The sequence below is a fragment of the Halorubrum sodomense genome (assembly GCF_900111935.1).
Classification (GTDB): domain Archaea; phylum Halobacteriota; class Halobacteria; order Halobacteriales; family Haloferacaceae; genus Halorubrum; species Halorubrum sodomense.
Genome location: NZ_FOYN01000002.1, coordinates 477,996 through 497,455, shown reverse-complemented (window position 1 = coordinate 497,455; position 19,460 = coordinate 477,996). Strand labels below are relative to the sequence as shown.

Annotated in this window: 23 protein-coding genes; 10 read left to right on the top strand and 13 right to left on the bottom strand. The window is 70.8% G+C overall.

Translation table 11 applies throughout. The features are described from left to right. Positions 1-92: 92 nt before the first annotated feature. Genes BM286_RS07370 through BM286_RS07360 form a run of 3 tightly spaced genes read right to left on the bottom strand, consistent with a single transcriptional unit; the run spans position 93 to position 2,173 of the window. A complete protein-coding gene (locus BM286_RS07370) occupies positions 93-806 on the bottom strand; it encodes an energy-coupling factor transporter transmembrane component T family protein (protein ID WP_092920921.1) in 714 nt (237 codons plus the stop codon). Continuing rightward, positions 803-1,561, bottom strand: coding sequence for an energy-coupling factor ABC transporter ATP-binding protein (locus BM286_RS07365; RefSeq protein ID WP_092920920.1), 759 nt, complete (start codon positions 1,559-1,561; stop codon positions 803-805). The genes BM286_RS07370 and BM286_RS07365 overlap by 4 nt, the downstream gene beginning before the upstream one ends. A 30-nt stretch (positions 1,562-1,591) precedes the next feature. Further along, complete coding sequence (locus tag BM286_RS07360; RefSeq protein ID WP_092920919.1) at positions 1,592-2,173, bottom strand: biotin transporter BioY; 582 nt, start codon at positions 2,171-2,173, stop codon at positions 1,592-1,594. 179 nt (positions 2,174-2,352) lie between these two features. Here BM286_RS07360 and BM286_RS07355 point away from each other — a divergent pair, with 179 nt between their 5' ends. Both BM286_RS07355 and BM286_RS07350 read left to right on the top strand, forming a co-directional pair. After that, positions 2,353-2,568 (top strand): ribbon-helix-helix domain-containing protein, encoded by a 216-nt coding sequence (locus tag BM286_RS07355; RefSeq protein ID WP_092920918.1) that lies wholly within the window; start codon positions 2,353-2,355, stop codon positions 2,566-2,568. Then, entirely contained in the window at positions 2,561-3,280 is a 720-nt protein-coding gene (locus BM286_RS07350; protein ID WP_092920917.1) for a queuosine precursor transporter, read from the top strand. Before BM286_RS07355 ends, BM286_RS07350 begins: the two co-directional genes overlap by 8 nt. 45 nt (positions 3,281-3,325) lie before the next feature. On the opposite strand, the gene BM286_RS07345 is transcribed toward BM286_RS07350, so the two are convergent. After that, entirely contained in the window at positions 3,326-4,390 is a 1,065-nt protein-coding gene (locus BM286_RS07345) for a beta propeller repeat protein (protein ID WP_092920916.1), read from the bottom strand. Positions 4,391-4,537: 147 nt separating this feature from the next. On the opposite strand from BM286_RS07345, the gene BM286_RS07340 reads away from it, so the two are divergent. Then, positions 4,538-5,269 carry a DUF5781 family protein gene (locus BM286_RS07340; protein WP_092920915.1) on the top strand — a complete coding sequence of 244 codons (732 nt, stop codon included), beginning with the start codon at positions 4,538-4,540 and terminating at the stop codon, positions 5,267-5,269. A 360-nt stretch (positions 5,270-5,629) separates the two neighbouring features. Here the strand turns inward: BM286_RS07340 and BM286_RS07335 are convergent, their stop codons facing one another. Then, positions 5,630-7,054 carry a hemolysin family protein gene (locus BM286_RS07335; RefSeq protein WP_092920914.1) on the bottom strand — a complete coding sequence of 475 codons (1,425 nt, stop codon included), beginning with the start codon at positions 7,052-7,054 and terminating at the stop codon, positions 5,630-5,632. 166 nt (positions 7,055-7,220) lie between these two features. Here BM286_RS07335 and BM286_RS07330 point away from each other — a divergent pair, with 166 nt between their 5' ends. The 3 genes from BM286_RS07330 to BM286_RS07320 all read left to right on the top strand — a co-directional run bounded on the left by BM286_RS07330 (position 7,221) and on the right by BM286_RS07320 (position 8,763). Continuing rightward, entirely contained in the window at positions 7,221-7,550 is a 330-nt protein-coding gene (locus tag BM286_RS07330; RefSeq protein ID WP_092920913.1) for a glutathione S-transferase N-terminal domain-containing protein, read from the top strand. Position 7,551: 1 nt separating this feature from the next. Further along, the gene (locus BM286_RS07325; protein ID WP_092920912.1) at positions 7,552-8,061 is read left to right on the top strand and encodes a redoxin domain-containing protein; all 510 of its coding nucleotides are present in this window, start codon (positions 7,552-7,554) and stop codon (positions 8,059-8,061) included. Positions 8,062-8,133: 72 nt separating this feature from the next. Continuing rightward, on the top strand, positions 8,134-8,763 hold the full coding sequence (locus BM286_RS07320) for an L-threonylcarbamoyladenylate synthase (RefSeq protein ID WP_092920911.1): 630 nt from the start codon (positions 8,134-8,136) through the stop codon (positions 8,761-8,763). Positions 8,764-8,790: 27 nt separating this feature from the next. Here BM286_RS07320 and BM286_RS07315 read toward each other — a convergent pair whose 3' ends face one another. The 4 genes from BM286_RS07315 to BM286_RS07300 form a co-directional block, all read right to left on the bottom strand. Further along, positions 8,791-9,057, bottom strand: a complete 267-nt coding sequence (locus BM286_RS07315) for an HAH_0734 family protein (RefSeq protein ID WP_092920910.1) — start codon at positions 9,055-9,057, stop codon at positions 8,791-8,793. 66 nt (positions 9,058-9,123) lie between these two features. After that, entirely contained in the window at positions 9,124-9,867 is a 744-nt protein-coding gene (locus tag BM286_RS07310; RefSeq protein WP_092920909.1) for a creatininase family protein, read from the bottom strand. A 96-nt stretch (positions 9,868-9,963) separates the two neighbouring features. Further along, positions 9,964-11,784 carry a ribosome biogenesis/translation initiation ATPase RLI gene (locus BM286_RS07305; protein ID WP_092920908.1) on the bottom strand — a complete coding sequence of 607 codons (1,821 nt, stop codon included), beginning with the start codon at positions 11,782-11,784 and terminating at the stop codon, positions 9,964-9,966. A 1-nt stretch (position 11,785) separates the two neighbouring features. Then, positions 11,786-12,094, bottom strand: coding sequence for an EMC6-like membrane protein (locus BM286_RS07300; RefSeq protein ID WP_092920907.1), 309 nt, complete (start codon positions 12,092-12,094; stop codon positions 11,786-11,788). Between the two features lie 295 nt (positions 12,095-12,389). Between BM286_RS07300 and BM286_RS07295 the strand changes: the two genes are divergently transcribed. Further along, complete coding sequence (locus BM286_RS07295) at positions 12,390-12,671, top strand: MarR family transcriptional regulator (protein WP_092920906.1); 282 nt, start codon at positions 12,390-12,392, stop codon at positions 12,669-12,671. Positions 12,672-12,746: 75 nt separating this feature from the next. Here BM286_RS07295 and BM286_RS07290 read toward each other — a convergent pair whose 3' ends face one another. After that, positions 12,747-13,052 (bottom strand): DUF7536 family protein, encoded by a 306-nt coding sequence (locus tag BM286_RS07290; RefSeq protein ID WP_449272174.1) that lies wholly within the window; start codon positions 13,050-13,052, stop codon positions 12,747-12,749. Between the two features lie 141 nt (positions 13,053-13,193). Here BM286_RS07290 and BM286_RS07285 point away from each other — a divergent pair, with 141 nt between their 5' ends. Then, complete coding sequence (locus BM286_RS07285; RefSeq protein WP_092920905.1) at positions 13,194-14,168, top strand: C-terminal binding protein; 975 nt, start codon at positions 13,194-13,196, stop codon at positions 14,166-14,168. 32 nt (positions 14,169-14,200) lie between these two features. Here BM286_RS07285 and BM286_RS07280 read toward each other — a convergent pair whose 3' ends face one another. Continuing rightward, positions 14,201-15,157: a DUF6663 family protein gene (locus BM286_RS07280; protein WP_092920904.1), complete on the bottom strand. Its 957-nt coding sequence runs from the start codon at positions 15,155-15,157 to the stop codon at positions 14,201-14,203. A gap of 113 nt (positions 15,158-15,270) precedes the next feature. Between BM286_RS07280 and BM286_RS07275 the strand changes: the two genes are divergently transcribed. Further along, positions 15,271-15,960 (top strand): methyltransferase domain-containing protein, encoded by a 690-nt coding sequence (locus BM286_RS07275; RefSeq protein ID WP_092920903.1) that lies wholly within the window; start codon positions 15,271-15,273, stop codon positions 15,958-15,960. Positions 15,961-16,012: 52 nt separating this feature from the next. Here BM286_RS07275 and BM286_RS07270 read toward each other — a convergent pair whose 3' ends face one another. Together BM286_RS07270 and BM286_RS07265 are read right to left on the bottom strand one after the other, a co-directional pair. Continuing rightward, positions 16,013-16,459 (bottom strand): type IV pilin, encoded by a 447-nt coding sequence (locus BM286_RS07270; RefSeq protein ID WP_092921349.1) that lies wholly within the window; start codon positions 16,457-16,459, stop codon positions 16,013-16,015. A gap of 144 nt (positions 16,460-16,603) precedes the next feature. After that, the gene (locus tag BM286_RS07265) at positions 16,604-17,926 is read right to left on the bottom strand and encodes a DUF7094 domain-containing protein (protein WP_092920902.1); all 1,323 of its coding nucleotides are present in this window, start codon (positions 17,924-17,926) and stop codon (positions 16,604-16,606) included. Between the two features lie 179 nt (positions 17,927-18,105). On the opposite strand from BM286_RS07265, the gene BM286_RS07260 reads away from it, so the two are divergent. Then, complete coding sequence (locus BM286_RS07260) at positions 18,106-19,401, top strand: helix-turn-helix transcriptional regulator (protein WP_092920901.1); 1,296 nt, start codon at positions 18,106-18,108, stop codon at positions 19,399-19,401. The last annotated feature ends 59 nt before the right edge of the window (positions 19,402-19,460 follow it).

Genomic DNA, 19,460 nt, shown 5'->3' with positions numbered 1-19,460 from the left:
CTTGCCACAACGCGGCGGTCGTCGCTCGGCGTTCACGCGGTTCCGGGCCCGACGCCGGCGCAGCGCCCGCGAAGCGCGCCTGCCGCGGAGCGTCAGGCGAGCCGCAGGACCGCGGCCGCGAACATCGACGCGGCGAGCGCCAGCGCCGGGGCGTCGACGCGGCGGAAGGCCAGCCGCGGGAGCGTCGGGTTCCACGCGAAACACCGGGCGACGAGCGCCGTGCCGAGCCCGTCCGCTCGGGAGAACGCTCGCGAGAGCCCGCCGACCGCGACGAGCCGCATCCGCTCGCGCCGGGGGCGCTCCGCGCCGAGCCGCGCGCGGACCGCCGCCCGCGTCGCCGCGAGGTCGCGTTTCAACAGTGGGAGGAATCGGAAGACGAGCGCGACGCCGACGCCGAGGAAGACGCCCGGTCGACCCGGGACCGTCCGCTGGACCGCCGCGCGCGACTCCCGGACCGGGGTCGACCGCACGTAGGCGGCCGCGACGACGAGCAGCAGGAGGACGCGGTAGCTCGCGAGCCCCGTCGCGGCGGCGCGCTCGACCCGAAACCACGGCGCGCCGAGCGTCGCGCCCGCGACGAGGGGAGCGAAGAGGAGGACCGGGAACGCGACCCGATAGCCCCACAGGTCCCGCGGCCCGCCGTCGGCGGCGAGCAGGCAGCCGACCGCGACGAGCGTGAGGAGGGCGAGCCCGCGCGGCGTGGTGTACGCGTACGCGACGGCCGCGAAGGCGACCTGAACGAGGAGTTTCGACCGGGGGTCGAGCCGGTGGGCGAGCGAGTCGCCGGGGACGAACGAGAGGGTCATTCGGTCTGGGTACCGATGCCGCCGCCCTCGGGCACCCGCACGTCCAGCCCGGGGAGCGACTCGACCGCCTCCTCGGGCGGCGCGTCGACCGCGATCCGCCCGTCCGCGAGTCCGACGATCCGGTCTGCGAGCGCGGCCACGTCGCGGAGGTCGTGGGTGACGACGACGACGCTCGTCCCCTCGCGGTGAAGCGCCCGGAGCCGCGCCACGACCGACCGCCGGGCGGGCTCGTCGAGGCCGGTGAACGGCTCGTCGAGGACCAGGTGGTCGGGCTCCATCGCGAGCGCCCCCGCTATCGCGACGCGCTCGCGCTCGCCGCCCGACAGCGAGTCGATCCGCTCGCGCTCCCGGCCCGCCATGTTCACGGCCGCGAGCGCCTCGTCGACCCGCCGGTCGATCTCGTCGTGCGAGAGCCCGAGGTTCTCCGGCCCGAACGCGACGTCCGCGCCGACGGTGGCGGCGACCAGCTGGTCGCGCGGGTCCTGGAACACCATCCCGACCGCCGAGCGCGCGGCGACGAGGTCCTCCTCGACCGGCGTCCCGTTCACCGAGACGTGCCCGGCGTCCGGCTCGACGAGCCCGTTGAACGTCCGGACCAGGGTGGTCTTCCCCGAGCCGTTCGCGCCCGCGACGACGAGGAACTCGCCGTCGGGGACGGCGAGGGAGACCTCGTCGACCGCGGCGGTTGCGCCCTCGCTCTCGGCGTTGTCTTCGCCCCGCCCGTACCGACACGTGACGCCGTCGAGGTCGATCACGGTCCCGCCCCGCGTGCGCTCACGGTCGCCTCACGCCGCGGCGATCGCGTCGGACCTGACGACGCCGACGGCGGCGGCGATCTTCAGGGCCTCGGCCGGGAGGAACGCGACGGCGCCGACGGCGATCGCCTCGACCGGGCCGAGCGAGAGGACGATCGCCAGGCCGGCGACGCCGAACCCGTAGATGACGACGGTGCCGAGGACCATCGCGCCGACAAGCGACGGGAGGCCGACGGAACGGAGGTCGCGCAGCGCCGCGCCGCGGTGGACGACCGCGCCGACGACCGCCGCGGCGATCGGGTACGACCAGAGGTAGCCGGCCGTCTGCCCGACGAGCGCGCCGACGCCGGCCGACCCGCCCTCGAAGACGGGCGCGCCGAGCGCCCCGGCCGCGAGGTAGAGCACGAGCGACGCGCCGCCCCACACCGGACCGAGGAAGATCCCCGCGAGGAAGACGCCGAGCACCTGAAGGGTCACGTCCACCGGCGAGACCGGGTTCGGGAACGTGACGTACGCGAACGCGCCGACGAGCGCCGCGAACAGCGCGGCGCGCGCGAGGTTCGTCGCCGCCTCGTCGCCGACGAGGTCGACGGACTCCGTGTTCGTTGCCATGCCTGAACGGACTCGTAAACTCACTTGAACGTAGCGGTTTACGAGTGCGGCGCGGGCGAGCGGCGGCTCCGGGAGACCCGCCCCGAGGCGCGACGGACCACCGATCCGAGCATCAGGAGTGCCCCTCGATAATCCCCGGATAATAACGTTCATGCCTACCCGGCGTCCACGACGCGAGTATGCCCAAGATAAGCGTCGAGATCCCGGCGGAACTGCTCGCCGACCTCGACGAACACGTCGGCGACGACGGGAAGTTCGTGAACCGCAGCGACGCGGTGCGCGCGTCGATCCGCAAGAACCTCGACCTCCTCGACGAGATCGACGCCCGCCACGACCGCCTCGACGGCGGTTCCTCGTCGACCCCGGCCGGGGCGGCGGAGGAGACCGATGAGTAGCCGGACCGCGGGCAGCGAGAACAGTCCCTTCCGGGCCGACCCGCTTGACCGGTCGGCGGTCGCGGCGGTGGCGCTGATCACCTTGTTCACGGTCGCGCTCGCGACCGCACAGGTCACCGCCGCGAAGGTGCTCGCGCTGCCGCTGCCGTTCGCGCTCCCGATCGTCGGGACGGAGATCCTGCTGCCGGGCGCCGCGCTCGCGTACGCGCTCACGTTCCTCGCGTCGGACTGCTACGCCGAGCTGTACGGGCGGCGAGCGACGCAGGTCGTCGTCAACGTCGCGTTCCTCGCGAACTTCCTCGTGTTAGCGTTGGTGTGGTCGACGCTCGCGGCGCCCGGCGTCGACCCCGAGGTGTCGAGCGCCTTCCAGACCGCGCTCGGGCCGGCGGCGAACATCGTCGCCGGCAGCCTGCTGGCGTACGTCGTCAGCCAGAACTGGGACGTGTTCGTCTTCCACGCGATCCGGGACCGCACGGGCGAGGGGATGCTGTGGCTCCGCAACATCGGCTCGACCGCCACGAGTCAGGCGATAGACACCGCCATCTTCGTCGGCGTCGCCTTCTACGCCGCGCCGCTCCTGCTCGGCGTCGGGAACCCGCTCCCGGGAAGCGTGCTGCTCGCGCTCGGAGTGGGCCAGTACCTGCTGAAGCTCTCGATCGCCGTCCTCGACACGCCGGTCGTCTACCTCGTCGTCGGCGCGGTCCGGGACTGACCGGGCCGACCGCGTTCAGGTTCGTCCGTCCCGCTCTCACAGCGCTCAGGCGACCGCCAGCGCTCGTCCCGGGCTGTCGGGGAGGTCGACCGGAACCCGTTCGAAGGAGTCGCCCGCGTCGCGGGTGACGAAGAGCCCCCGGTTCGAGAGCGCCCAGACCTCCCCGGGTGATCGCCCGGCCGCCAACACCGCCCGGTACGTCCCCTCGCCCGTCGGGACCCCGCGGTCGTCGAGGCGCTCGAACGCGCCCGCGTCGCCTCCCGGCCCCGTCGTCGCAACCTCACCCTCCGCATCGCGACGATAGCGGTACAGGTACGCCTCGCCGCGGCGGTGGGCGGCGGTCGCGCTCGCGGCCGCGCTGACAAGGGCGGTGTTCGGGTCGCCGGGGTCGACCGCGAGCCCCCAGACGTAGCCGTGATCGAGGCCGGCGTCGCGGACGCGCCACGAGTCGCCGCGGTCGCCGCTCTCCGCGAAGCCGTCGCCGGCGGCGGCGTAGACGCGGTCGGGCGCGTCCGGGTGCGTCGCCATCGCGTGAGTGTCGCGGCGCGACCCCGGCGGGCGGTCGGTCCACGTCTCGCCGCCGTCGGGCGTCACGGCGAGCGCGCCCGCCTCGATGCCGAAGAGCCACCGCTCCGGGTCGGCCGGAGAGGGCTCGATCCACCGTACGTGATGCGTGTCGGGCCGCGGCGGGAACGACCACTCGCGCGCCGACGGGAGGTCGGGCAGCCCGCCGACCCGCTCCGCCGTCTCCCCGCCGTCCGCGGAGCGGTACGCTCGCGAGGGCTCCGTGCCGATCCAGACGATCCCGGAGTCGTGCGGGCTCGTCGCGACCGCGGTCACCGCGTCCGGTCCGGAGCCCTCGGGTCCCAGCATCGAGTCGGCGGTGCGGGCGAACCGGTTCCCGCCGTCGACGGAGCGGAACAGCCCCGCGTCGAACGTCCCCGCGAGGACGCGCGGGGCCGAGTCCCCGAGCGTCCCCGCCTCGTCGGCGGGACCCGGACTCGCGACGGAGAGGCACTCGACCCGCTGGCCGGACAGGCGCGTCTCGACCGAGCCGGTCTCGGGGTCGACGATCCGGAGCCCGTCGTCGTAGGCCGCGTAGATTCGCATGGGTCGGAGTTCGGACAGGAGGCTCAAAAGCGTACGCCGGTTCGGCGGGGGTCTCGGGACAGCGGCACGCCGAGCCCCCGGCGCGTCGGCGAACGGGGTTCCACGAGCGCAAGAGACTTACCGCCTCCCCCCGTGCGAACTGTACGCATGGATCTTCGCGTCCAGGGAGACGTTCCCCCCGATCCGTTCCTCGGCGCCGCGGACCTCTTCGAGACCGAACACTCCGTGGAGGCGCCGGTCCGCGTGGTGGTCCGCGAGGACCCCGACGAGCGGACCTGGGCCGGCCACTACGACGACCACCACGTCCTGAACGTCTCCCGACGGGCCGCCACCAGCGCGATGGCGCGCGAGCTGGCGATCCACGAGTTCGCGCACATGGCGCGCTACGAGGAGGGCCACCCCTCACACCTCCAGTCGACGGAGGAGGCGCTGTACCTGGGCCTCTCCGGCGAGGAGGTCGAGCGCCGGAAGCTCGCGCACTGCTACCAGATCGCGAACCACATGAAGGACATCTACGCCGACGACATCACGCTCTCGGTGGCGCCCGCGGACAAGCTCCTCGGGTTCCTCGAGTCGACGCTGGCGGCCGCGGTCGCGGACCGGCCCGACGTGTCGCGCACCGGATCGCCGCCGGTGACGGCCGGCGCCGACCCCGAGATCACGGCCGTCAACGCCGCGTTCGCGCTCGCGCTGATCGAGCGACACGACATCGCCGGCCCTGACCACCGCATCTACGACCTCGCGCGCGCCGCCGGCAGCGACACCGACGCCGTCGACGTCGACGCGTTCAAAGGGCGATTCCTCGACCTCGGCCACGACCCCTCCGAGAGCGACTACCGGAAGGCGCTCGTCGCGGCCGCCCGCGCGTACGCCGTCTGAAACCGGAACGCGGCTCACGGATACGAACCGGCTCACGGACACACGAACGGTCGGGCTGCGGAGCGGCTCGCGGGCGGCCGAACTACCCGATTGCGACTATCCGGGAGGAATCACGCGGTGGCGCGTGCCTCCGAGCGCCCAGCGGGCGCGAGTAGCGAGAGACCGGAGGTCTCTCTGACAGCCGGCGGCTTCGCCGCCGGCGAGAGCACGCGCGAGGGAGTCGCTGGCGCCGGCGGCGCCAGCGACGAGGCTGGGGAGGCGTGAGGTGCCGTGCGGTGCGGGACCCGAAGGGTCCGTAGCCGATCCGCCGTCAGAATTTATGAACGATCGCTCCGCCTCAAAAACGTCGTGTTCCGCGTCCTATTCCACGTCGTTCCGGGCCGGGGCGCCGTCGCCGTCCGCCTCGACGGAGCCGCCCTCGTCGGTCGAATCGACCGACTCCACCGGAGCGCTCGAGTCGTCCGCCGCGCCGACGCCGTCGAGGACGGTGACGCGAGCGGACATGATCCGGGTGTTGTCGACGCGCTCGATGCGGATCCGGATCTGGTCGAACTCGATCTCCTCCCCCTCCTCGACGAGGCGCCCGGCGCGGTTGAACACGAAGCCGGCGAGCGTCTCGAACTCCTCGCCCTCGGGGAGGTCGATCCCGAGGATCTCGTTGACCTCGTCGATGTTCACCTCGCCTTGAACGACGGCGACGTTGTCGTCGACGAACTCCACCGGCGCCTCCTCGTCGCCCTCTAAGATTTCGCCGACGATCTCCTCGACCATGTCTTCGAGGGTGATGATCCCCTCGGTGGTGCCGAACTCGTCGATCACCGTCACCATCTGGAGGCGGTTGTCCTGCATCTCCGCGAGCAGCTCGTCAGCGTTCTTCGACTCGGGGACGTGGAGGGTGGGCTTGACCACCCGCTCTAAGGAGGGCGTCCCCTCGGAGTAGCGGAGTTCGCGGACCAGGTCGCGCACGGTGACTACCCCGATGATGTTGTCGAGGTTCCCCTCGTAGACGGGGACGCGCTCGTGGTCGGCCTGGATACACGTCTCGATCGCCTCCTCGACGGAGTCCTCCTTCGCGACCGCCGTGACGTCCAGTCGCGGCGTCATCACCTCCTTGGCGATGGTGTTGTTGAACCGGAAGATGCGGTCGAGCATCTCCCGCTCCTCCTCTTCGATGACCCCTTCGCGCTCGCCCGTCTCGATGATGTTCTGGATCTCGTCGCGGGTGACGTACGTCGACTCGATCGCCGCCGAGCCGCCGATGACCGCGTTGACGCCCTTCACGATGTAATCGAAGAGGACGACGAGCGGGTACAGCGCGTACTCGGAGGCCTTCAGCGGGCGAGCGATCCGGAGCGCCCACGACTCGGTGTGCTCGACGGCGTACGACTTGGGCGCGCTCTCCCCGAAGATCAGTACGAGCGTCGTGATGCCGAACGTCGTCGCCAGCACCGACTGGCCGCGGGAGAGGTAGATCCCGAACAGCGCGGTGGCGATGGAGGTCATCGCCACGTTGACGATGTTGTTGCCGACGAGGATCGTCACCAGCAGGCGGTGGGGGTTCTGTTTCATGTCGCTGATCGTCTTCGCGCCCGTCACCCCCTCGTCGACGAGGCTGTCGATGCGGTGTTGCGGCAGCGAGAACATCGCGATCTCGGACGAGGAGAAGAACGCCGAGAGCCCGACTAAAAGCAGGATCGCGACGACGCCGAGGAGGGTGATGACCCTGTCACCCGGCATCGGTACCTGGAGGACGTCGACCAGCGGCGCAGTAGACGACAAGCCCATGTTCGTTTGTCTTCCGTCGGCCCGCGATTAAAGCGTTCCCTTCGAGTACCCGCGGCGCGTCCCTTCGCGGTCGCCGAGCGGCGCGTTCCGACGGTCGCCCGGACGCGCCGCGTTCGAGGGTGCCGCTGCCGACACGATTACCCGTCTCGCGGGCGAATCGAGACGTATGAGCGAGCCACAGATCACCCTGTACCGGCTTCAGGCGTGCCCGTACTGCGAGCGCGTGGTCCGGACGCTGAACGAACTGGACCTCGAGTACCGCTCCCGGTACGTCGAACCGATGCACTCCGAGCGCAACGTCGTCAAGCGCGTCTCCGGCGCCCGGAGCGTGCCGGCGATCGTCGACCGGGAGACCGGCGTCACCATGTCCGAGAGCGCGAACATCGTCGAGTACCTGAAGGGAACGTACGGCGACGCGGCGACCGACGGGGGCCGCGCAGTCGACGACGCGGCGACCGACGGGGGCCGCGCAGTCGACGCCGAGGGAGGTGCCTGAGATGCCCGACTTCGACGTCGTCTCCCTGCCCGAGACCGACCACGTCGCCGAGGGCGACACGGCGCCAGACTTCACCCGCCCCCTGGTGAACGGAGAGTACTGGGAGGACCGCGCGCTGGCCGACGTCGTCGACGGGCCGACGCTCCTGCTGTTCCACCCGATGGACGGCGCCTTCCAGGGGACGTACCTCTACAACACGGTCGACGACCACGGGTGGAGCGACGACGTCGACGTGCTCGGCGTCTCGATCTCGACGCCGTACGCCCACAAGCGCCTGCTCGCCGACCGCGGCGACGGCGTCCGGATCTTCTCCGACCCGTGCGCGGACGTGATCGAGGAGTACGGCCTCGCACAGGACATCGACGGGATGACCGGGATCACGGAGAGCCGTCCGGCCGTGTTCCTCCTCGGCGCCGACCGCACCGTCGAACACGCGTGGGTCGCGAGCGAACACCCCGAGTTCCCCGACGCCGAGACGATCGACGACGCGGTCGCGGACCTCGTCGACTGAGCGGAGTCGGGCTCACCGATTGACGCGCACACACTCGTCACCCTTTTTCAACTCGGCGCCGAACGAACGCGCGTGACCGCCGACACGAGCGACGACCGGCCGGACCGATCCGACGAGCTGCGCGCGGCGGCCGCCGCCGTCGAGCGCGGCGACCCCGTGGTCTATCCGACCGAGACGGTGTACGGGCTCGGCGCCGACGCGCTCGATTCCGACGCCGTCGAACGCGTCTTCGACCTGAAGGGCCGCGACCGGTCGAAACCCCTCTCGCTCGGCGTCGCGAGCGTCGACGCCGTGCTCCGCTACACTCGACCGACGGAGCTGACCGTCGCCTTCGCCCGCGCGTTCCTCCCGGGGCCGGTGACCGTCGTCGTCGAGCGCGGCGATCGGGTGCCGGACGCGCTCACCGCCGGCCGCGACCGCGTCGGGATCCGGGTGCCGGACCACGACCTCGCGCGGGCGCTCCTGAGCGAGACCGGTCCGCTCACCGCGACGAGCGCCAACGTCTCCGGCACCGGCAGCGTCACGGACCCGAGCGAACTCAGCGACCGGATCCGCGAGGGAGTCGCCGCCGTGATCGACGGCGGGGAGGCGCCCGGCACGGAGAGCACGGTCGTCGACCCCGACTCGGGGACTATCCACCGGCGCGGCGCGATGGCCGGCGCCATCGAGGCGTGGCTTGCGGACCCGCCGGTGGACGGGTAGGAGGGCTCGAAAAGACCGGTCGCGGGGTTAAACGGAGAGGTCGCCCTTCGCTTTGATCACGTCGAGGTCCTCGGCGTCGACCGTCTCGACGTCGAGCCAGTGGGGGACGTACTCGCGTTTGTCGTAGGCCTCGCGCTCGTCTTCGGTGCCGACCGTACACCAGAGCTGCGGTTCGTCCGGGCCGTGCCAGCCGCCCTGAACGTTGATGCCGAAACAGACCAGCTCCTCGCCGTCGTGCTCGATCACCGCGTCCTTCCGTATGTCGGGGTCGCCGCGGATGATGAGGTGTTGCATGTGCCGGGGTTCGCGTGTTCCGGGCTTAATCGCTTCGATACCGCGGATCGGATCGCGGCGGCGCCCTCACCAGCCCGCGTCTAAGTCCTCGACGAGCGCGCCGAGGATCTCTCGCGTCGTCGCGGCGACGATCGGTTCGAGCGCGTCGGGGTCGCTGTTCGTCGGATCGCCGAGTCCGCCCAGTTCGGTCACCTCGTCGAAGTACTCGTAGCTCCGGGTCCGAGGCATCTCCGCGGCCTCCTGCGGCTCCTTCTGCTCCGTCCGGACGAGGTCCGGGCGGTACAGCTCCACGAAGCTCGTCTCGTGGTCGCCGGCGTGACCCCACCCCTCGCCGTACGCCTCCTCGAGGTCCTCCGCCACAAAGTCGGTCCAGTGGACGAAATGGACCGTGAGATCGGTGTCGCGGCCGAGCCGGTCGGCGGCGATCGACAGGGGCTCCCGGTTCCCGCCGTGGCAGTTCACGATCAGCAGTCGGTCGACGCCGTGTTCGGCGACCGACTCGCCGATCTCGCGGACCACGTCGACGTACGTCTCCGTCGAGAGGGTGACGGTCCCCGGGAACCGCATGTGGTGTTCCGACTGGCCGTACGGCAGCGTCGGGAGCCGCAACAGGTCGAGGTCGAACTCGTCGGCCGCGTCGACCAGCTCGGCGGTGAGGTGGTCCGCGCGGAGCGTGTCGGTCGACACCGGGAGGTGCGGGCCGTGCTGCTCGGTGCTACCGGTCGGGAGGACCGCGAAGTCGGCGCCGTCGATCGCGTCTCCGGCGTCCTCCCAGGTCATGCCGAACAGGTCGGCGTCCGTCTCTGGCATGGCGGGGCGTCCGGCGGCGGGCGAGGAAAAGCTCGGGGTAGCGGCGAGGCGGAGGAGACCGCCGGGGAGGAGGCGGAGGCCGGACCGGAAGCCGGCTCAGGAGGAGTAGTAGTACTCGCCGTCGCGCTTCTGCTGGCTGTCGAGCTGCGACCCCGGCTTGTTGATCCGGGGGCGCCCGGTGCGCTCGTCGCGCCGGAAGGTGATCTCCAGGTCGGCGAGGAACTCGTTCATCCCGTCGCGCATGTCCTGCGGCGGCGCGGCGCGCCCGCGCTCGGCCGGCTCGCCGTCGAACACCATCAGGCGGTCCGCGAGGAGGTCGATCATGTAGATGTCGTGGTCGATCACCATCACCGTCGCGTCGTGGTTCTCGGCGTACCGGCGGATCGCGGTCGTCGCCCGCACGCGCTGTTCCACGTCGAGGTGCGCGGAGGGCTCGTCGAGCAGGTAGAGGTCGGCGTCGTCGGAGAGGCACGCCGCGATGGCGACGCGCTGGCGCTCTCCGCCCGAGAGGTCCGAGAGGTTCTGTTCCATCACGCGCTCCAGCTGGAGGGGCTGGGCGATCTCCGTGTTCCAGTACGAGGTGCCGAACTCGTCGGTGATCGAAGAGAGGAACGCGTCGACCCGCATGTGCTGGTCGATGTCGATGTACTGCGGCTTGTAGGAGATGTCGAGCGCGAAGTCGAGCGCGCCCTCGTCCGGCTCCAGGTCACCCGTGAACAGCTGCGCGAGCGTCGACTTCCCGATCCCGTTCGGACCGACGACGCCGAGCACCTCGGAGCGGTTGATCTCGCCGCCCTCGACGTGGAGCTCGAACTCGCCGTCGCCGTAGGACTTCCGGAGGTCGGGGTACTCGATCAGCGTCTGGCTCCGCGAGGCGACCCGCGGCGCGTGCTCCTCGAAGGTGATCGCCGACGGCCGGATCCGCATGTTCTCGTTGTCGAGGTACCCCTTCAGGTACTCGTTGATGCCCTTCCGGACGGACTTCGGGTCGGTGATGACCCCGTAGGCGCCCGGCTCCCCGTACGCGACGTGGAGGGTGTCCGCCAGCAGGTCGAGGATGGCGAGGTCGTGTTCGACGACGAGCATCGACCGGTCGGCGGCGTCGTCGTCAGCGAGCTCGCGGATGAGCCGCGCGACGGTCATCCGCTGGCCGATGTCGAGGTACGGCGTGATCTCGTCGAGGAAGTAGAAGTCGGCGTCGCGGGCGAGGCACGCCGCGATGGCGACGCGCTGGAGCTCGCCGCCGGAGATGGAGTCGATGTCCTGGTCCATCACCGGCCGGATGTTGAGCCGGTCGACGAGGTCGTCGAGCGCGCCGCGCTCGTCCGTCCGCTCCAGCAGCTCGCGGGTGTTACCGTCGAACTGGTTCGGGATCTGGTCGACGTACTGGGGCTTGCGCGCGACGGTCACGTCGCCCGCCTTCAGCGATTCGAGGTAGTTCTGGAGGCCGGTACCGCGGAAGCGATCGAGGACGCGCTCCCAGTCGCCGTCGGCGGTGTGGTCACCGAGGTTCGGGACCGTCTCGCCCGCGAGCGCGTGGACCGCGGTCGATTTCCCGATGCCGTTCGGCCCGAGGATGCCGGTGACGCTGCCCGGCTCCGGCGTCGGGAGGCCGTACAGCGAGAAGGCGTTGTCGCCGTAGCGGTGGACCGGGTCGTCGTCGAGTTCGGAGGGGAGGTTGATGATCTCGATCGCGTCGAAGGGACAGGAGTTGACGCAGATGCCACACGTCTCGCCCAAGCAGATCTCCTCGGAGATGTGGATCTGGTCGGGGTCGCCCTCCTCGGCGTCCTCCCCCCGCTCCGTGATACACTCCTTGCCCGTCCGGTTCGGCGGGCAGTCCTTCATACACTCGTAGTTACAGCGGTCGGGCTGGCACCGCTCGAGGTCCACGACCGCGATGCTGTCGTCGGCCATCTCAGACCCCCAGGTCGACGGCGGACGTCAGCAGGACGGTGTAGCTGATAAACCAGAGGGTGAACGTGAGGAACGCCACGTAGAGGTTGTCCTTGATCCCGAGGTCGCCGACGCCGATCGCCTTGTACACCGGGTACTGGACGATGACGAACGCGCCCAGCACGAACACCGCGGTGGTGCTCGCGGCGGACGCCGGATCGGTGCCGACGTAGACGGCCGAGACGACGCCGGCCGCGATCCCGGCGAGACAGCAGATTGTCGTGACGACCACGCCGCGCGCGTGGTCGGACAGGCCCGAGTCGTCGCTCATGCGTTCGGATCCGCGAGCGCCCGTGAAAAGCCGTTCGTTCCGGCCGTCGGGTGCGAGGGGGGACCGCCTCGGAGAGCCGGCACCCCTCGTCGATCCGACGCGACGAACGCCGCCGTCGGAGCGCGCGCGAGCGAAATCGCTGACTGACTAGTCAGTCCAGCGGGGTAAAAGGAGATTTTTTTGCCGCCTTTGGGCGGATTTCGTCGTCAGATGCGGAATATACATCCGGTAAACGGCGTTCTAGCGGGAATGCTCCATCAACATTTATGAGCGTGTGCGGTTTCGATTCGTAACGATGGAAGCAACCCAAACGGAGGGCCTCGACGACCTCCCGCCGAGCGCCAAACTGGTCTTCAAGGTGCTCGAGTACAACGGACCGCTGACCCAGAAGGGGATCGTCCAGGAGTCGATGCTGTCGGCACGCACCGTCCGATACGCGCTCGAACGGCTCGAGGGGATCGATGTCGTCGACGAGGACGTCTACTTCGCGGACGCCAGGCAGAACCTCTACAAGCTCACGGAGCCGGCACAGGAGTTCACGGCCGACGAGAGCGAAGCCTCCTGTACCGCCGACTGAGGCTCGGCCGCCGGTCGTTCGGACGGCTTCCGCTTTCGGCCGCCCGTACCGACGACGCCGAGCGCCGCCTATCCGTCACTCGGGGCGCTCCGCCCCGTCTCCGCGAGCACCGCGGGCCGCCGTCACGACCGTGAGGCCGACGGCGACCGACAGCGCCGACGTGGCCGCCAGCACGAACGCCAGCAGGAGGAACCAGACGTCCGGTCCGAACAGGGGGTACTCGCGCGTGTCAATCACCGGCCCGAGCAGCTCCAGGGTCCTGACGAGGTACAACAGGACCGCGAGCAGCGCGCCGACCGCCGCCCCGATCCGAACGTTGCGGTAAAACGACAGCGACTCCAACAGGACCAGCATCGGGGGTTTCGAACGCTCGTCGCTCACGGAGACGCCTACGGCCGGTGACCGCAAAGAGCCATCGGAACGCGACGCGCGGAACGACATCCATCACGATCGAAACGGACGTACGAGGGCCTGACAGCGTCAGTGACAGCCGTCAAGTGGAGCGACGGAGAAGGAGGACGTATGCCCAGAGTCGTGCTGTCGGCGTTCCCGATGATAGACCCGGAGACGTACCGCGAGGTCCTGGCCGACGCGGTCGACGAGCCGGTCGACATCGAGGTCGCGGAGCTGGGGTCGACCGAGCGGCTGATCGAGGCGGCGACCGGCGCCGACGCGGTCGTCACCGACATCAACACGCCCGTCACCGAGGAAGCCCTCGACGCCACGGACCTCCGGGTCGTCGTTCGCTCGGCCGTCGGCGTCGACAACGTCGACGTCGCGGCGGCCGCGGAGCGCGGCGTCACCGTCACTCGCGTCCCCGACTACTGTACCGACGAGGTGGCGACCCACTCCGTCTCGCTGCTCTTCGCCTGCCTCCGCTCGTTGAAACCGTACGACGACGCCGTCGCCGGCGGCGGGTGGAGCTGGGAGACCGGTCGCCCGATCCGACGCGTGAGCGCGTCGACGATCGGACTGCTCTCGTTCGGCCCCATCGCGCGGCGCGCGGCCGAGCAGCTCTCGGGGTTCGACGCCGACCTCGTCGCGTACGATCCCTTCGTCGACGGCGACGAAATGGCCGAATACGGTGTCGAGAAGGTCGGCTTCGAGACGCTGTTCGACCGCGCCGACCACGTCGGCGTCTACGCGCCCCTGACGGACGCGACGCGGGGACTCGTGGACGCCGACGCGTTGGCGCGGCTGAGCGAGGACTCGATCGTCGTCAACGTGAGCCGCGGCCCGGTCGTCGACGCCGACGCGCTGCTCGACGCGCTGGCGGCGGACGAGATAAAGGCCGCCGGCCTCGACGTCCTCGCCGAGGAGCCGCCCGAAGGCGACCCGCTCGTCGGCCGCGACGACACGGTCGTCACGCCGCACGCGGCGTGGTACAGCGAGGAGGCGAGAGACGACCTGAACCGAAGCGGCGCGGCCGACGTGGCGGACGTTCTCAACGGCGAGACGCCGGACGGCCGGGTCGACCCGGACGCCGACTGGCTGTAGCGCGGCGGCGCGTCGCGGGACGACGAGACGGGCTACAGCCGGTCGAGCGCGTCGAAATCGTCGTCCCCGTCCAACTCGTCGTCCCCGTCCAACTCGTCGTCCCCGTCCAACTCGTCGTCCCCGTCCAACTCGTCGTCCTCTCCCGGGCCGTCCGAACCGTCGGAGACGAGGGGGTCGCCGTCACCGCCGCCCGGGTAGCTCGCGTCGAGTCCCGCCGCGAGGCCGGGGCCGAGGTCGTACGTGTCTCGGACCGTCTGCGCGAGGACGCCGTCGCGGTCGAAGACGACGTAGACGGCGACGAACTCGTGGTCCGCGGGGCGTAACACGAACACCTCTCGCGGGTCGTCGTCGTCTCGGGAATCGTTCACGCGGGCGACGAGCGGTTCGATCGGGAGCCGCCCCGTGCGGACCTCGTCGAAGGTGTCGCCGCCGGGCGCGTCGGCGAAGAGGTACAGCGCGCCGTTGGGGTCGCCGTCGTTCGAGCGGGTCGTGATCGAGCCGACGGGCTCGCCCTCGGCGCGGATCTGTCGCCACGTCTCGACGGCCGCCTCGAACATCCCTTCGACGGCGTCCGCGAAGCGGAACCGCGTCTCGCGGACGACCTCGACCTCGCGGAAGCGGGCGGAGCCGTCGGTCCACGCCAGCGTCGCGTCGACGACGAAGCCGGGGCGGAGCGCGTCGACGGCGTCCGCGAGGTCTCCCTCGTACCCCTCCGCGGTGGCGTAGAGGGGGTCGTATCGGTCCGCGGCGTCGGGATCGGTCGGGTCGACCGGCCCGTCCGCGAGTTCGACGAGGACGAACTCATCGGCGGTGCCGTCGGAGTCGGCGGCGGCCGAGGTGGGGTCCGCGGCACTCGGGGCGGAGTCGGCGGCCGCAGCGCCGCCGTCGTCGACCGCAGCGGAATCGGCGGTCGCGTCAGTGTCGTCGTCGATGTCCGGCCGCCGGCGGCGGTCGTGGACGCGGAACCGGCCGCTCGTCGTCGGGTCCATACCCGTCGGTGGGGCGGCGGGCTGAAAAGCCGGTCGGAAGCGGCGCGTCGGAGCGCTCCGAACCGCCCGCGGATCCGTGTCGTTATGGGGCGGGCGACCCAAGGAACCGGTAAATGGGGATCCTCGAGAACAAGTCCAACGCCCGGATCTTCTACAAGTACCTCTCGAAGGTGTACGACCGGGTCAACCGCTTCAACTGGACCGAGGAGATGCGCGCCGAGGCGCTCTCGTGGCTGGAGTTCGGCGACGACCCGAAGGTGCTCGACGTCGGCTGCGGCACCGGGTTCGGCACGGAGGGGCTGCTCGAACACGCCGACGACGTTCACGGCCTCGACCAGAGCGTCCACCAGATGGAGAAGGCGTTCGAGAAGTTCGGGAGGCACGACCGGGTGAACTTCTACCGCGGCGACGCCGAGCGGCTCCCGTTCCGCGACGACACGTTCGACGTCGTCTGGTCGTCCGGCTCCATCGAGTACTGGCCCAACCCGGTCGAGGGGCTCCGCGAGCTCCGCCGCGTCGCGGTGCCCGGCGGGCAGGTGCTCGTCGTCGGTCCGGACTACCCGCACAACCCGGTCCTCCAGCGGGTGGCCGACGCGATCATGCTGTTCTACGACGCCGACGAGGCCGACCGGATGTTCGAGGCGGCCGGCTACGAGGAGTTCGAACACCACATCCAGCGGGCGACGCCGCAGAGCCCGCGAGCGATCACGACCGTCGCTCGGGTCCCGGGCGGCGACGGAACGGACGGCGAGTCGGGGTCGACCGCCGCCGACGCGGACGCCTCGACGGTCGATGCCGAGTAGGAGCACCGGCGGCTGACCCGGCCGAAATCGAGAGTCCGGCCCGCGAGCGTTCTCACCCCGCTTCGACGGAGGTCTCCAGCGTCGCGACCGGCTGCCCGTCGGTCGTGATCCTCACCGTGACCGTCTTCCCCGGTGCGAGCGTCGGGTCGTTGGTCCCGGCGACGCGGAACGACGCCGTCTGTCCGACCCGCCACGTGTCGTCGCTGGCGGCGTTGAACGGACCGGTCGGTCCGGGGTGGAAGCCGGCGGCCGAGAAGAACGGGACGGGCGGCTGACTGTCGAGCGGTTCGCCGTCGACGCTGACGCGAATCGTCACGGCCGCGACGTCGATCGGGTCGCCGCCGCGGTGGTCGATCGCGATCCGGTCGTCGGTCGCCGACAGCGACAGCACCGCCGACGGCGGTACCGTCGGACTCGGACCGCCGAGCGCGGCGGTCGCGACGCCGCCGGCCAACACGACCGTGATCGCGATCAACAGCACGCCCGCGACCGGCGCAATCCCCCGATCGGCGCGACGAACAGCTAGTGACACGGCGGTACTGTGTCGGTTTTACCTAAAAGGGTCGACCCCGCAGTCGACGACCCGAGGACGGATCCAGACCGAGGACCGACGGCTCGGACGGCGACGACCCGAGGCGGGCGGTCACCCGCCGCCGACCGGCCTCGGCGTCGGGAGGGGTTCGATGTCACCGACGACGAGGACGCGGGGCTCGTCGACGACCGTGATGCGGTACGTCTCGGCCGGCGAGAGCGTCCGGACGACGCCCGCGTCGTTGGTCGTCCCGATGGTTCTGCTATCGCCGTCCCCGACCGACTTGGTGACGATGACGTCGGAGACGGGCTCGCCCGTCTCCTCGTCGCGGACCGTGACGGTCACCGGACCGCCGGGATACGTCCGCTCGACGGTGACGTTGAACCCGTCGCCGGTCTCCGACACCGGTTCGCTGTCGGGGAACGCGGACAGGTCGATCCGCTGGTGTTCGACGAACACCTGCTCGGTTCCGCCGCTGACGAAGGTGCGGAGCGTGCCGATCTCGTGCGGAATCGTGATTCGGTGAACTGCGCCCGCGCCGAAGGCGTCGGGTTCGCGGAGCGCGGCCGTCTCGGGGTAGGCCGCCTCGGTGATCTCGATCGCCTCGCTGTTCGAAATGGGGCCGCCGCCGCGGTCCCAGCGGTCCGTCCGGAACACCTCGCGGACGTAGTGACCGTCGACGATCGTCGCGAGCACGACGGCTCGTTGGCTCGACGCGACGTACAGGTCGTTCGGGGGGGACTGCCCGCGGGCGATCGCGAGGGCGTGGTCGCGGACCGGCCCCGAGTACACCTGGAGGGCCACCTGAAGCTCGTCGAGCCGAGCGGGCGAACTGAAGTCGTCGGTCGCCTCGGCGAGCGCGTCGATCTCGTCGAGCCGCTCGTCGTACTCGCGGGCGGTCGCGGCCACGCGGACGAGCCTGTCGACCAGTTCGCGGTCGGTGATCTCGCCGGCGGCGTGCGCGCTGAAGGCGTTCGCCTGACGGCTGTTGAGCGCCACCTCCGCGCGCTCGACGCGGTTTATCTCCGCGAGGATCTGCTGTTGCCGCTCCACGTTCGTCTCGGTGCGCTCGATCCGGCTGACGACCGCGGCGGTCTCGACGGCGGCGTCGGCGTCGGCGGTCGCGAACCCGAGCGACGACCCGAGATCTGGGCCGCGGGCGTACATACTGACTCGCGTCTCCGCGCCCGGCGGCGTCGACAGCGTCCGAAGCGTGAGGTTCGCTCGGTCGATCTGGGGCATCGTCTGTCCGGCGACCGGCGACGACGGGACGACCGGCGACCGTAGATCGGTACCGAGAGCCGAGCCGGCGGACCGCGTCGAATCGGCGGCCGGGGAGTCGACGGACGGTGAGACGGCGCCGGGCGCGGTGACGCCGGCGACCGGGGCCACGAGCAGCAAGACGGTGACCGCGGCGATCTGGAGGGCTCTCATCGTCCGAGGGTTTGGCCCGCGATACAAAAAGTCCACCCACTGCGGCCGACCGACGGAATCGATTCGGATCGGCGTCCGCGACCGCGTCCGGTCCGTTCGGCCGAGAAATTCGGCTGGAGACCCGTCAAAAAGTATCGGATGGAAAGCGTTTTGCCCGGCGCGCGAGTGACCCGAGACGTATGCGGAACCCCGCTCTTCGCGCGCTCTTGGTCGCGCTCCTCGCGCTCGCACTGGTCGCGAGCGCCGGCGGCGCGGTCGGCGGCGCGGGCACGACCCCCTCCCCCTCCGGCGCTGACGACATCCCGCCGACCGCCTCGGTCGGCGGCGACGCCTCGGTCGGTCCCGAGTCGATCGAAGCACCCTCGGAACCGGTTCGACGACAGACCGACGACGCCATCACGTCGCCGTCGACCACGCGGATCCGGATCGAACTGAACCCCGACCGCAGCGCCGACTGGACCGTCGCGGTGCGGTACTCGCTGGCGGACGAAAACGAGACGGCCGCGTTCGAGACCGCCGGCGAGCGCTTCCGCGCCGGCGAGATCGGTCCGAGCGCGGAGCTGTTCGAGGGGTTCCGCCGCCAGGCGGGCCGTAACGTCGGCCGGCAGATGGCCATCCGGGACGTCTCGCGGGAGTTCGAGGTGTACGAGAACCCCGCCGAGTTCGACGTCGCCACGGAGGAGGCGGCCGCGGTCGGCGAACTGCGGCTGACGTTCACCTGGACGGCGTTCCTCGAGCGCGACGGCGAGAGCCTCGTCCTCGGCGACGCGTTGACGACGCCCGGCAACGAGACGTGGCTGCGCAGCCTCGAAGCGGCCCAGACGCTGGAGGTGACGACGCCGGAGGGGTACACCGTCACCGGAACGCCGAGCACCGCCGTGACGCAGCTCTCTGACGGCGACGTGATCATCGAAGGCCCCCAGACGTTCGAAGGGGGCGAACCCGTGCGGATAGTGTACGGCCCCGCCGGAGCGGGCCCCCCGTGGGGTATGCTGATGGCCGTGATCGTCCTCGCCGCGTCCCTCGTCGCCGTGAGCGTCGTCGGGTACCGCCGGATCAACGACGGGGAGGACGGCGTCGGCGATCCGATCGCGAACGGCGACGACGCGGCGACGGGCGACGCCGAGCGGGGCCCGACGGAGGACCCCGACGCGGCCCGCGGTCCGGGAAGCGACGACGGCGACGACGGGACCGACGGACCCGGCGACGGCGACGACGAGCCGGACCTCTCGCTGCTCTCGGACGAGGAGCGCGTCGAGCGGCTCCTCGACGAGAACGGCGGTCGGATGCGACAGGCCGACATCGTCTCGGAGACCGGTTGGTCGGACGCGAAGGTGTCCCAGCTGCTCTCCGCGATGGCCGACGAGGACCGCGTCGAGAAGCTCCGGCTCGGCCGCGAGAACCTCATCTCGCTGCCCGACGAGGGCGGCGACGACGGAGACGACCGCGACGGCGGAGACGGCCGCGGCGACTGACCGGCCGTCCCCTCCGTCGAGCGCGACGAGATCCGAAGCGGACGCCGACCCATCGGTTT

Coding starts and splice junctions, on each gene's coding strand:
- BM286_RS07340 (WP_092920915.1), top strand. CDS start 4,538: ATGGATCTTCGCGTCCAGGGAGACGTTCCCCCCGATCCGTTCCTCGGC.
- BM286_RS07295 (WP_092920906.1), top strand. CDS start 12,390: ATGGAAGCAACCCAAACGGAGGGCCTCGACGACCTCCCGCCGAGCGCC.
- BM286_RS07350 (WP_092920917.1), top strand. CDS start 2,561: ATGAGTAGCCGGACCGCGGGCAGCGAGAACAGTCCCTTCCGGGCCGAC.
- BM286_RS07355 (WP_092920918.1), top strand. CDS start 2,353: ATGCCCAAGATAAGCGTCGAGATCCCGGCGGAACTGCTCGCCGACCTC.
- BM286_RS07335 (WP_092920914.1), bottom strand. CDS start 7,054: ATGGGCTTGTCGTCTACTGCGCCGCTGGTCGACGTCCTCCAGGTACCG.
- BM286_RS07305 (WP_092920908.1), bottom strand. CDS start 11,784: ATGGCCGACGACAGCATCGCGGTCGTGGACCTCGAGCGGTGCCAGCCC.
- BM286_RS07260 (WP_092920901.1), top strand. CDS start 18,106: ATGCGGAACCCCGCTCTTCGCGCGCTCTTGGTCGCGCTCCTCGCGCTC.
- BM286_RS07370 (WP_092920921.1), bottom strand. CDS start 806: ATGACCCTCTCGTTCGTCCCCGGCGACTCGCTCGCCCACCGGCTCGAC.
- BM286_RS07360 (WP_092920919.1), bottom strand. CDS start 2,173: ATGGCAACGAACACGGAGTCCGTCGACCTCGTCGGCGACGAGGCGGCG.
- BM286_RS07315 (WP_092920910.1), bottom strand. CDS start 9,057: ATGCAACACCTCATCATCCGCGGCGACCCCGACATACGGAAGGACGCG.
- BM286_RS07325 (WP_092920912.1), top strand. CDS start 7,552: ATGCCCGACTTCGACGTCGTCTCCCTGCCCGAGACCGACCACGTCGCC.
- BM286_RS07345 (WP_092920916.1), bottom strand. CDS start 4,390: ATGCGAATCTACGCGGCCTACGACGACGGGCTCCGGATCGTCGACCCC.
- BM286_RS07265 (WP_092920902.1), bottom strand. CDS start 17,926: ATGAGAGCCCTCCAGATCGCCGCGGTCACCGTCTTGCTGCTCGTGGCC.
- BM286_RS07310 (WP_092920909.1), bottom strand. CDS start 9,867: ATGCCAGAGACGGACGCCGACCTGTTCGGCATGACCTGGGAGGACGCC.
- BM286_RS07275 (WP_092920903.1), top strand. CDS start 15,271: ATGGGGATCCTCGAGAACAAGTCCAACGCCCGGATCTTCTACAAGTAC.
- BM286_RS07300 (WP_092920907.1), bottom strand. CDS start 12,094: ATGAGCGACGACTCGGGCCTGTCCGACCACGCGCGCGGCGTGGTCGTC.
- BM286_RS07285 (WP_092920905.1), top strand. CDS start 13,194: ATGCCCAGAGTCGTGCTGTCGGCGTTCCCGATGATAGACCCGGAGACG.
- BM286_RS07280 (WP_092920904.1), bottom strand. CDS start 15,157: ATGGACCCGACGACGAGCGGCCGGTTCCGCGTCCACGACCGCCGCCGG.
- BM286_RS07330 (WP_092920913.1), top strand. CDS start 7,221: ATGAGCGAGCCACAGATCACCCTGTACCGGCTTCAGGCGTGCCCGTAC.